The organism is Verrucomicrobiota bacterium (assembly GCA_016871675.1).
In the GTDB taxonomy this organism is placed as follows: Bacteria; Verrucomicrobiota; Verrucomicrobiia; order Limisphaerales; family VHCN01; genus VHCN01.
This window is the reverse complement of sequence record VHCN01000083.1, coordinates 1-11,287: the sequence shown is the minus strand read 5'-3', so window position 1 is coordinate 11,287 and position 11,287 is coordinate 1. Positions and strand designations below refer to the sequence as shown.

At 66.7% G+C, this 11,287-nt stretch carries 9 protein-coding genes; 3 read left to right on the top strand and 6 right to left on the bottom strand.

The features are described from left to right. From FJ386_13655 to FJ386_13640, 4 genes are all read right to left on the bottom strand, one after another. Positions 1–127, bottom strand: a 127-nt coding sequence (locus FJ386_13655) for a peptidylprolyl isomerase (protein MBM3877738.1), incomplete at its 3' end; no start/stop codon positions are given. 22 nt (positions 128–149) lie between these two features. Then, positions 150–740 (bottom strand): peptidylprolyl isomerase, encoded by a 591-nt coding sequence (locus FJ386_13650; protein ID MBM3877737.1) that lies wholly within the window; start codon positions 738–740, stop codon positions 150–152. Positions 741–802: 62 nt separating this feature from the next. Then, positions 803–2,029, bottom strand: coding sequence for an aminomethyl transferase family protein (locus FJ386_13645; protein ID MBM3877736.1), 1,227 nt, complete (start codon positions 2,027–2,029; stop codon positions 803–805). 27 nt (positions 2,030–2,056) lie between these two features. After that, on the bottom strand, positions 2,057–2,269 hold the full coding sequence (locus FJ386_13640; GenBank protein ID MBM3877735.1) for a hypothetical protein: 213 nt from the start codon (positions 2,267–2,269) through the stop codon (positions 2,057–2,059). Positions 2,270–2,515: 246 nt separating this feature from the next. Between FJ386_13640 and FJ386_13635 the strand changes: the two genes are divergently transcribed. Continuing rightward, positions 2,516–3,064: a 3-isopropylmalate dehydratase gene (locus tag FJ386_13635; GenBank protein MBM3877734.1), complete on the top strand. Its 549-nt coding sequence runs from the start codon at positions 2,516–2,518 to the stop codon at positions 3,062–3,064. A gap of 80 nt (positions 3,065–3,144) precedes the next feature. Further along, positions 3,145–4,614 carry a sigma-54-dependent Fis family transcriptional regulator gene (locus FJ386_13630; GenBank protein MBM3877733.1) on the top strand — a complete coding sequence of 490 codons (1,470 nt, stop codon included), beginning with the start codon at positions 3,145–3,147 and terminating at the stop codon, positions 4,612–4,614. Between the two features lie 40 nt (positions 4,615–4,654). Here FJ386_13630 and FJ386_13625 read toward each other — a convergent pair whose 3' ends face one another. Then, positions 4,655–8,185 (bottom strand): DUF1553 domain-containing protein, encoded by a 3,531-nt coding sequence (locus tag FJ386_13625; GenBank protein MBM3877732.1) that lies wholly within the window; start codon positions 8,183–8,185, stop codon positions 4,655–4,657. On the opposite strand from FJ386_13625, the gene FJ386_13620 reads away from it, so the two are divergent. Continuing rightward, entirely contained in the window at positions 8,060–10,732 is a 2,673-nt protein-coding gene (locus tag FJ386_13620) for a DUF1592 domain-containing protein (protein ID MBM3877731.1), read from the top strand. The two genes, FJ386_13625 and FJ386_13620, sit on opposite strands and share 126 nt — an antisense overlap. 15 nt (positions 10,733–10,747) lie before the next feature. On the opposite strand, the gene FJ386_13615 is transcribed toward FJ386_13620, so the two are convergent. Then, positions 10,748–11,200 carry a hypothetical protein gene (locus tag FJ386_13615; protein MBM3877730.1) on the bottom strand — a complete coding sequence of 151 codons (453 nt, stop codon included), beginning with the start codon at positions 11,198–11,200 and terminating at the stop codon, positions 10,748–10,750. Between the last annotated feature and the right edge of the window lie 87 nt (positions 11,201–11,287).

The window sequence follows — 11,287 nt, the reverse complement described above, 5'->3', positions numbered from 1 at the left end:
CGTAGTAGCCGGACTGAGCGAGCTTCTTGAAGTTGGCGACCGTGTTCGGCGCGACGTCGGTCCAGAACTCGGCGATCATCTGGCCGTGGTCGGTGGTGAAGACGGCGACTTCGTTGGCGTGGCTCATGGGCGGTGAGGTAGTGCGGTGGTTACTTCGCCGAGTCGGCGGCGATGATCTTGACGCTTTCGAGCACGACGGGACGCTGGGGCTTGCTGCCCTGCGGGCCGCCGACGGGGACTTTCTCGAGCTTGTCGAGGACGTCAAGTCCCTTGAGGACCTTGCCGAAGACGGTGTATTGGCGGTCGAGTTGCGCCGTCCGCTCGCGGGTGAAACAGATGAAGAACTGGCTGCCTGCGCTGTCGGGGTGCGCGCTGCGCGCCATTGAGAGCACGCCTTTGTCGTGCGGGCGGTCGTTGAACTCGGCCTTGATCTTGTAGCCCGGGTCGCCCGTGCCCCACTCGTTTTCCTTGGTCGGATCCTTTGTTTTCGGGTCGCCGAGTTGGATCATGAAACCGGGGATAAGCCGGTGCGACTGGGTCCCGTCGAAAAACTTGTCCTTCGAGAGCTTGATGAAGTTTTCGACGGTCTTGGGCGCGACCTCTGGCCAAAACTCGACGGTGATCTCGCCGAAATCCTTGAACTTGAGCACGGCGACTTCCTTGGCGGCTTTCTTGTCCTGCGCGCCGGCGGTGAACGCGAGCGCGATGGCGGCGAGGGCGGTCAGAGCGATGGTTTTCATGCGCGCGGAGGTTTCCACGGAAGCCGCGGCGTGTCACGCGCTGAATTGAGCCGCCCGCGCGGCTACGCGAAGGGAAGTGCGACCACGCGCGCCATTGAAGCGCCGGTGCCCGGGCTGAGCGTGAGTTCCGTGCCCATGACGCAGGCCTCGCGCCGCACATAGGCAAGCGCGATGTTCGCCTTCAACGCGGGCGAAGCGATGGCGGTCGTGACGAAGCCGGCTTCCTTGCCGTCCTTCAGGAGTTGCTCGCCGCGAGGCGGCAGGGGGGCGAGTTCGTCCGCGAGCCGCAAGCCGCAGAGCCTTCGTGCGACCTGTCCATAAGTGCGGATGCGCGCGATGACTTCCTGCCCGGCGTAGCAGCCCTTCGAGTAGCTGACCGCGCGCGACTCGATGCCGGCCTCGGGCGGAAGCGTGGTCTCATCCATGTCGGCGCCGAACCGCGGGATGCCCGCCTCGACGCGCGCCCATTCCAGCGCCTGCCAGCCCGCGGCCCGGCCGCCAACGTGGCGAGCGGCTTCGAGGAGTTTTTCCAGCAGTCCTGCGGTGGCTGACCCGGTCGCGAAGATGTCGAATCCCGCCGTGCCCGCGCGCGGAAGGTTCATCACAAGCTGTTGCCCAAGCGCGGCATCGTCAACCGAGACGGACGAGAGGTTGAGCCCGGGCGCTTCCGCGGGGAGGTCGGCGCGCGCAAGGAGTTCCGCCGCGCGCGGGCCTTGCACGCTCAAATGCCCGAAGTGCGGCGACGCGTCGAGCACCTGCACGTCGGAGGCGACGATGAACTTCTCGAGCCGGCCCGTGACCGCCGCGGCGAGGCCCGGCTCGAAATCGAGCAGGAGTTCATCTTGAAGGCGCCAGAGGTTGAGGTCGGATACCATCTTCGCGCGCGCGGTGACGAGCGCAGCGTAGCAGCCCGCGCCGGGCGCGAGCGCCTTCACGTCGTTGGTGACCTGCCCGTGAAGAAACGCGACGCGGTCCGCGCCCGTGAGGCAGAGCCGGCTGCGGAATCCGAGGTCGAACACAACCGCTCGCGAACGCAGCGCCGCGTGTTCGGCGGCTGCATCGCCGTAGTGGGAGACAACTTCGCAACCTTGCACCTCGGCGAAGGTCGCGCCGCGCGCGGCGTGAAGGTCGTGTAGGGCGAGCGGCCGCATCGTCGCGCGGGTTGGCGGGACGCGGCCTAATCCGCGCCGTCGTGGGTGAGGCCGCAGCGCACGCGGATCTTTCCCTGCGCGTCGCGGAGATCGGATTTCAACCGGTCGCGCTCGGCCTCCGAATCCACGATGTTGCATTTGCGAAGGGCCGTCATCCGGGCGTCCTCATCGGGCGGGAGTGGTGCGGTCACGGGGAGAGAATAACGAGGAGCCGCCCGGGTCGTCACGAATCTTCCGGCACCCCGCGCCCGTCGGCAGCAGGCCGCTGAGCGCCTTGACCTGCGCGAGCGCGTCTTGCAACTCGCGGATCAACCTCTCGCGTTCCTGTTCGGCGCGGTGCCGTGCCGTGCCGTGATGTCGCGGGAAGATGGCGGGCACCGCGGCGGGCTTGCCGCAAGGCGGGGCGTCCGGCTTCGGAGGAACCGGTCATGGAAAGCATGAATCGGTTGCGCCTTTCGCATCCGGGGCTTTCGGGGTTTCAGCCACTCGAGCCTCGCAATCGATGCCCCAGGTGACCGCGGGCTGCGGATGCGATCTCGCCGGGACCGAAATCCGGGCGGGAGTGCCAGACTTCGGAACCGCGCGCTTGAAAACCGGACCGCGCGTCCGCACAGTCCCGCCCGCATGAAGAGCTCGTTCACCGGCCCGGTGTTTGTTGTGCGCGACAACATCGACACCGACCAGATCATTCCCGCGCAATACCTGACGCTCGTCCCAACCATCCCCGCCGAATACGAGAAGCTCGGCTGTTACGCGCTCATCGGTCTGCCCGACTCGCTCTATCCGCAGCGCTTCGTCAAGGACGGCGCGCTCGACGCCGAGTTCCCGATCATCGTGGCGGGGCGGAATTTCGGCTGCGGCAGTTCGCGCGAGCACGCGCCCATCGCGCTCGGCTCGGCCGGTTGCCGCGTGGTGCTCGCAGAGGGGTTCGCGCGCATCTTCTTCCGCAACTGCGTCGCGACGGGCGAACTGTATCCCTGCGAACTTACCGCCCGGCTCTGCGACCACGTGAAGACCGGGGACGTGGTCACGGTGGACCTCGACGCGGCGACGGTGAGCGTCCACGCGACGGGCGAGGTGCATTCCTTCAAGCCGCTGGGCGACGTGCGGCCGGTGGTGGACGCCGGCGGGTTGTTCAACTACGCGCGGAAGTCGGGCATGATCCCGGCATAGGCGGTCAGGTTCGCGCGCCGCGCGGGCGGTTTTTGAATCCACTCTTGCCTCGGGCGGGAGCGTTTCCTTAGCCTTCACTCATGGCCAAAGTTCTGCTTGTGGATGACGATGTCACGATGGTGCACCTCGTCTCCGAGTTCCTGCGGGCCGAGGGTCACGAGGTGGTTCCCTTCACGAACGGCGCCGCCGCGATCGAGGCGATGGAGGCCGTCGCGCCGGAACTCGTCATCACCGACCTCTACCTCGACCAAAACCGCCCGCACGGCCTCGAGATGGTCGCCAAGGCGCGCACGCTCAACCCGCCCGCCACCGTGATCATGATCACCGGCTACGGCACGGTCGAAACCGCCGTGGAGGCCATGAAGAAGGGCGCTTACGACTATCTGGAGAAACCCTTCAAGATCGACAACCTCCGTCTCTGCGTGCAGCGCGCGCTGTCTTACAACACCGCCGTCTCCGAGAACCTCTACCTTCGCAAGCAGCTCAAGAAGAAGTATCAGTTCGACCAGATCATCGGCACGTCCGCGCCCATGCAGCGGGTCTTCAAGATGGTCGAGCGCGTCGCGGACACCGAGAGCACCATCCTCATCCTCGGCGAGAGCGGCACGGGCAAGGAGATGATCGCCAAGGCGCTCCATTTCAACAGCCGCCGGCAGTTCGCGCCGTTCATCCCGATCAACTGCACGGCGCTGCCCGAGGCACTGCTCGAGTCGGAGCTGTTCGGCCACCGCAAAGGCTCGTTCACCGGCGCGATCAACGACAAGAAGGGGCTGTTCCAGGAAGCCGAGGGCGGCACGATCTTCCTCGATGAGGTGGGCTCGATGTCGCCCGTGTTGCAGACGCGGCTGCTGCGCGTGCTGCAGGAGCGCGAAATCCGCCGCGTGGGCGACAACACGCCGATCTTCGTCAACGTGCGTGTCATCGCCGCCACCAACGAGCCGCTCGAGAAGAAAATCCAGGACGGCACCTTCCGCGAGGACCTCTACTACCGGCTCAACGTGATCTCGATCACGCTGCCGCCGTTGCGTGAGCGCAAGGATGACATCGCGCTGCTTGTCGGCCACTTCCTGCGCAGCAAGTCCGCGCGTTCCGGCAACACCTGCCGCATCACCTGCCGGGTCATGGACGTGCTGCACGCGCACGACTGGCATGGAAACGTCCGCGAACTTGAGAACGCCATCGAGCGCGCCGCCGCGCTCTGCGAGGGCGAAGTCATCCGCGTCGCCGACCTTCCGCCGTTGCTGCAAAACGCCGCCAAGCCTGGCGCGGATGAATCGGAAATCCTCTCGCTCGCCGGCGACACGCAGACCTATTCGCGCGCCTCGCTGCCCGGGAAGGCCGACGCGGCGACCGCCAGAACCGCGGCGACGGAAGCTCCCGCCGGCGGCCTCGCGCCGCTCGGCGCGCTCAAGGACTTCGTGCACGAGCAGGAAGCCGCCTACATCAACCGCGCCCTCGCGCAGTGCGGTGGCGACAAGGACAGGGCCGCCGCGTTGCTCGGCATCAGCCTCGCCACGCTCTACCGGAAGCTCGCCGAAGGGGAGGCCTAGCAGGTCCGCGCGAACTTCGCGAGAGCGTCACCCGCTCCGCTCAATTCACGAACGACAGCTCGTTCGTCTCCAGAATCACCTGCGCGAGTTTTTGCCACGAGGTGAGGCGGCGTTTGTCGGCGGACTTGCCGAAATCGCGGGAGGCGTCCCACGTCTTTTCAACCTTCACCTCGGCGCCGTTGATGGTGATCAGTGAAATCACGGGCGCCCAGGTGAACGCGTCGAAGCGGTCGTTCGTTCGGCAGTCCACCACGAAATCAATGGTGTCCCCCGCTTTGATGGCGAGGCGCGGCACGCGCGTGGTCACCGAGTTGCCGTTGGCAGCGAACGTGCCAAGCACACCCGCAAGGCTCGACACGATCCGCCCCTGCACGCCGTCGCCCCCGCCGCCGCGAGTCGAGATCGTGCCGTCGATGGACACGACACCCTCGTCGGTCGCAATCCAGCGGCGGATGGCCGCGTATTGGGGGGTGGGACCGGGCACGCCGCCGTTGGCGCTGAGGTTGAGGTTGCGGTAGCGGCTGTCGGGGAAACTCTGTCCGGCCTGCCAGAAGGCGCCGGTGTATTTCGCCATCGGCCAGAAGTAGCCGGTGCGCCCCGTGCGGGCGTCCACCGCGCCCCAGCCGTGTTCCCACGGGGATTGGCCGGGCAGCGGCGTCCTGGGCATGCGGGCCTCGAGCGCGAGGTATTCGAGACCGAGCCGCAGCTCGGTGTCCGAGGCGGCGCGCGAGTAGATGAGCCGGTAGAGGAGCTTGATGCGGTCGGCGTCGGTGCCCGCGTTCTTGAAGTCGTCGCGGTTCACCATGTGCATCGCCTGCTCGATGACGAGCGGGCTGTTCATCATGAAAAGCGCCTGTTGCGGGATGATGGTGGCGGTGCGCTGCCCGGTGCTGAGGTCGGGATTCGCGAAGTCGAACGCGACAAACATGTTCCCGACGTTTGCGCGGTCGATGAACCCGTAGATGCTGCGCCGCTCGGAATAGGCGCGGATTTCCTGCCGCGCCGTGGCACCGGGCATCTGCGCGGCGGCAGGCTCGGTGCCGACGGGGATGTCGAGCCTCACGCCCGCGCCGCCCATCGTGAAGTCCAGCTTGCCGCCGATGTGAAGGAGGGTGTCGCGCAGCGCCTCGAAGTCGAGCTTGCGGCGGTTCTGCTGCCAGAGCCACTTGTTGTCGGGGTCGATTTGCGCGTGTTTCGGGATGTCGTCGCTCGACTGCTGCCACACGGCGGAGAGCAGAATGTGCCGCTGGAGTTTCTTGATGGACCAGCCGTCCTCGATGAATTTCCACGCGAGGTAATCCAGCAGCTCGGGATGCGTCGGCGGCTCGCTGCGCAGCCCGAAGTCGTCCGGCGTGCGGACGAGTCCCTCGCCAAACTGATGCTGCCAGATGCGGTTGACGATGACGCGCGGCGTGACGGGATTGTCCGCGGTGGCGATGGACTTGGCCAACTCGAGCCGGCCGCTGCCGTCGCGGAACGGTTCACGGTTCTCGCCGGACAGGACTTCGAGGAAGCGGCGCGGGACCAGCGGCCCGCGGCTGCCCTGGTTGCCCTTGATGAAGATGTTCGAGTCGCGCGGCGAGTCGCGGTCGTTGAGCACGACGGCCCGCGGTGGCGCGCCGGGATGCGTGGACTTGACGGAGTTGATGGCCCGACGGAGCTCGGCGAGTTTCATCCGCACCTGCGCGTCGCGCATGATGAGCGCCTGCACGAGCCGGTCCACGCGCTCGGTGTCGAACAGGAACATCGGCGAGTCGCGGTCATAAAACACGCGGCGCATCTGCTCCTGCGCGGCGTCGGCAAGCGCCGGCTCGGGCGGCGGGGTGTCGGCGGTTTTCTTGCGGAGTTCGTGCGACTTGAGCACGTCAATCCACCGGCGCTCCATCTCGGCGAACTGGCGCTGGTAGTAGGCCGCGAGCGGCGCAAGGCTCATCGGTGGCGAGGTGAACCCCCGTGCCACGGCGGCGTTGAGCGGGCGCTCGGGGTCGTTGTTCGCGCGGAACTTCGGCGCGAGCTCGCGCGACTTCGCGGCGAAATCCTCCGCGGGCAGTTTCGAATAGGCGATCCATGGCGCGAAGACCGGGTGGTGAGCCGTCTCCCATTTCTTCAGCGCATCACGCCAGACCGTTGCGATTGACGGCTCGAGCCGCCGCCGCTGCATGAATGGGTTGAAGCCGAGGCTGTTCGTCGGGTTCGCGAATTCCGCCACCGCCAGCAGGTAATCGCCGACGCGCCCGGTGACTTCGACGCGCGCGCGGTCGCGCAACGTGGCGCGAAATTCCGACTCCTCCTTCTCTGCATCCGCGATGGCCCTCAAGTAATCCGCGCGCGCCGTGGTGTTGGTGCCCACGTCCAGCTCGACGCCCTCGGCGGGCTCCACGCTGCTCGAGAAGATGCCGTGCAGCGAGTAGTAGTCCGCCGTGGGGATGGGGTCGAACTTGTGGTCGTGGCATCGCGCGCACGTCACGGTCAAGCCCATGAGTCCCTTGGCCACGACATCGATGCGGTCGTCGATGATGTCGTTCTGATTTCCGCCGAAGCGGTTGCCAAGCGTCAGGTAGCCGAGCGCGGGAAGGTGCTGTTTGCCACCGTTTGTCGCGAGGCGGTCCGCCGCGAGTTGAAGCTGGACGAAGCGGTCGTAAGGCATGTCGTCGTTGAACGCCTTGATGACCCAGTCGCGATACGTGTGCGAGTGGACAAACCGCTGCTCCTGGTTGCCTTGTATGCGGCCCTTGGTGTCGGCGTAGCGCGCAATGTCCAGCCAGTGCCGGGCCCAGCGCTCGCCATACCGCGGCGAGTCGAGCAGCCGGTCCACCACTTTCGCGAACGCCCCGGGCGAAGCGTCAGCGAGAAAGTCATCCACTTCCGCAATCGTCGGTGGAAGCCCCGTGAGGTTGTAGCTCGCGCGGCGCAGCAGCGTGATCTTGTCCGCCCGCGGCGAGGGCGTGAGCGACTTCTCCTGAAGTTTCGCGAGCACGAATTGGTCGATGACGGTCCGGCACCACTGGTCCTGGTCCTTTGGCGCCGGGAAGACGGGCTTGAAGAGCGGCTGAAAGGCCCAGTGATTCTTGGCCCGCGCCTTGTCGACTTCGTAGCGGTCCACGCGATCGGGCTTGTCGCGCGGATCAGGCGCGCCCATGCGGACCCACTGCTCGATGTCGGCGATGATGTGCGGCGGGAGTTTCTTGTCGCCCGGCGGCATCGCGGTGTCCTTGTCCTTGTAGCGAATGGCCTTGATGAGAAGGCTGCGGTCGAGATTGCCGGGAATGATCGCGGGGCCCGAACTGCCGCCCTTGAGCACCCCGTCGCGCGAATCGAGATACAGGCCGCCTTTCACCTTGTCGGCGGTTGAACTGTGGCACTTGTAACAGTGCTCGATGAGCACGGGCCGGACGCGTTTCTCGAAGAACCCCAGTTGCTGCGCAGTGAGCCGGGCGGGCGCGGAATGCGCCGTGATCGAACCCACCGCGGCGCCGAGAAGCACCGCAACCCGGGCCGCGGCTGCAGCCCGGCTTCGCCCGCAACCGTGCGGCCGGTCCGGAATCGCTCGCGTGGATGGGGGTGCGGTCATTCGGCTTGGTGCTGTCCCTACTATTTGGGGACACCGCGCGTTTTGCAACCGGCAGATTTGCCCGGCGTTGAATACCAAGTCCGCACGCCAAGTCTCTGCTCTGCTCGTGCCATGAAGCAGGCCCAATTCACCGTCCGACACAAAGTTTTCCCCGCGTGCTCATTCGCGCTCGCACTGCTGCTCGCCGCCTGCTCCGCGCCCGCGGCGCCGGCCCACGCCGAGTTCCAGAAAGTCGGCGTCGCGTTCATGGAAAAGCACTGCTTCGAGTGCCATGGCAGGAAGTCCACGAAGGCGGACTTGAACCTGCTCAAGCACGACAAGGCCGATGCCGCAATCCTTCAGAATCGCAAGCTGTGGCTCAACGTCCTCACCCAGGTCGGCGTGGGCGAGATGCCGCCCAAGAAGCAGCCGCGCCCGACGCCCGCGGAAGTCACCGCGTTCGTTGCCGCGGTGGAGTCCGCCATGGAGCGCGCCGAGGCGAAGCTCCCGCTCGACCCGGGCCGCGTCACGCTGCGCCGGCTCAACCGCACCGAATACGCGAACACCGTGCGCGACCTGCTGCTGGTGGATTTCAATCCCGCGGAGGATTTCCCCGCGGACGACATCGGGCACGGCTTTGACAACATCGGCGACGTGCTGAGCCTCTCGCCATTGCTGATGGAGCGCTACCTCGCCGCGGCCGAGGCGATTTCGCAGCGCGTGATTTTTGAAAACCCGCCCAAGCCCGCCACGCGCCACCTCGCCGGCCGCTTTCTCCAGCCGAACAACGCGCAGACTTCGCAGGACCGCTTCCGCGTGATGGAGCCGACGAACAGCCAGCCGGTCCACTCCGGGCCGTTTGCCGCGCCGGGCGACTACTTGAAGCTCACGGCGGACGCGGAGCTCATCCTGCGCGCCACGCTTTACGCGCAGCCGCGCGGCGAATCGCCCGTGAAGGTCGCCCTGTTCGTGCAGGGGCAGAACCTCCCCGGCTCCGCGACGGACGCCGAAGTCGGCGAGTTCGCGGGCGCGGGCGCGGCGTCGATGAAGCCGCTGAAAATCTTGAAGACCTTCGAGATTACGGCGCGCACCGCGGCCAGTCCTCAAGTGATCGAGTTCCGTGTGAGCCGAATGGCCGGCATCAATCGCGCCGGCGTCGCGCTGCTCAAGCCGCCCGCGGGCGAGGAGCCGGCGAAGCTGCTCATCGAGCACATCTGGAGCGAAGGCCCGCTCGAGACGCGGCCGCCGTCGCATCTCATGATCCTCGGCAGCTCGACCAACCTGCCGCCCGCCGAGAAGACCCGCGAGGTGCTCACCCGCCTGCTCACGCGCGGGTATCGCCGGCCCGCGACGGCGTCTGAAGTCGCGGCGATGACGCGCCTCGTCGACGGCGCGGTCGCGTCCGGACGCAAGTGGGAGGGCGGCCTGCAGCTCGCGATCCAGGCCATGCTGTGCTCGCCCAAGTTTCTCTTCCGTGTCGAGCTCGATGACCGGCCGCAGACGAAGCAGCCGCACCCGCTCGACGAATTCCAGCTCGCCTCACGCCTGAGCTACTTCCTCTGGAGCACGATGCCGGACGAGGAACTGTCCGCGCTCGCGACGAAAGGCCAGCTCACCGCGAACCTCGAACCGCAGGTGAAAAGGATGCTGAAGGACAAACGCGCCGAGGCGCTCGTCCAGAACTTCGCGATGCAGTGGCTGCAATTGAAGCGGCTGCAGGACTTCGCGCCCGACGCGAAGCTGTTCCCCGGATTCAACGACGGCCTGCGCCGCTCGATGCTGCGCGAGACGGAACTCTTCCTCGGCGAGATCGTCCACGAGGACCGCAGCGTGCTGGACTTGCTGGACGCCGACTTCACCTATGTGAACGACGCGCTCGCGCGGCACTACGGGTTGCAACCGGACGGCGGGCGGCGCCTCCAGCAGCAGCAGGACTTCCGGCGCGTCGCGCTTGCCACGAAGGAGCGCGGCGGGTTGCTCGCGCAGGCGAGTGTGCTCACCGTCACCTCGAATCCCACCCGCACCTCACCCGTGAAGCGCGGCCGGTGGGTGCTCGAACAGTTGCTCGGCACGCCGCCGCCGCCGCCGCCGCCCAACGTCCCTGAACTCGAGGGACAGAAGCGTCTCACCGGCACGCTCCGACAGCGAATGGAACAGCACCGCGAGAACCCGAGCTGCGCGAGTTGCCACACGCAGATGGACGCGATGGGCTTCGCGCTCGAGAACTTCAACGCCATCGGCGCGTGGCGCACGAGCGACGGCGAGGGCAGGATCGACGCGTCGGGCACGCTGCCCGACGGCCGCGCGTTCAACGGTCCCGCCGAGTTGAAGGCGGTGCTCAAGGAAAAGAAGGAGCTGTTCACTCGCAATCTCGCCGAAAGGATGCTCACCTACGCGCTCGGCCGCGGGCTGGAATACTACGACGCGCGCGCCGTGCGCCAGATCACCACGCAGGCCGCCAAGGAGGACCACAGGTTCTCCGCGCTCGTGGTGGCGATCGTGAAGAGTGACCCGTTCCGTCTGCGACGCGGCAAAGACCTCGCCAACGCGGCGGCGAAGGCGGAGTGATTCGCCGCGCCGGGCTTACTTGCGCGGCGCCGGAATTCCGGGAGATTGTTCCGGCGCCTCCGCTTCGAGCGCGCGCGCAAGCCCCTTCTCCTCGAGCCGGTATCGCACGTAATCCCTCGTGACTCCGAGCAGCCGCGCGGCGGCGGTCACGTTGTGCTTCGTTGCCTTCAACGCCATCAACACGAGGCGGTTGATCGCAGACTCCAGGTCGAAGCCGCCGCCCGCGGGAAAATGAAACGCGGGATTGAGCCAGTCGCCTTCCGGGCCGGGTTTTGCAGCGGCTTCCGGCACCGCCGCCGCGGCGGCGAGGTTCGGAAAGTCCAGCACCGGGCTCTCCTCGAACACGATGGCGCGCTCGAGCGTGTGGGCGAGTTCGCGGATGTTCCCCGGCCAGCGGTGCGCGAGAAGCCGGCGCCGGTCACGTCCGAGCCGAATCTCTCGAGAGACGCGGCGACGTGCTGCCGCCACAGCGGTTCGTCATCGAGCACAAGGACGGATAGGCCTTCGAGCGGGGACGCAGGCATTTACTTATCCACTCGTTTCCCCGCCTTTTCC

Coding starts and splice junctions, on each gene's coding strand:
- FJ386_13650 (MBM3877737.1), bottom strand. CDS start 740: ATGAAAACCATCGCTCTGACCGCCCTCGCCGCCATCGCGCTCGCGTTC.
- FJ386_13645 (MBM3877736.1), bottom strand. CDS start 2,029: ATGCAACATCGTGGATTCGGAGGCCGAGCGCGACCGGTTGAAATCCGA.
- FJ386_13635 (MBM3877734.1), top strand. CDS start 2,516: ATGAAGAGCTCGTTCACCGGCCCGGTGTTTGTTGTGCGCGACAACATC.
- FJ386_13630 (MBM3877733.1), top strand. CDS start 3,145: ATGGCCAAAGTTCTGCTTGTGGATGACGATGTCACGATGGTGCACCTC.
- FJ386_13620 (MBM3877731.1), top strand. CDS start 8,060: ATGCGCCGTGATCGAACCCACCGCGGCGCCGAGAAGCACCGCAACCCG.
- FJ386_13625 (MBM3877732.1), bottom strand. CDS start 8,185: ATGACCGCACCCCCATCCACGCGAGCGATTCCGGACCGGCCGCACGGT.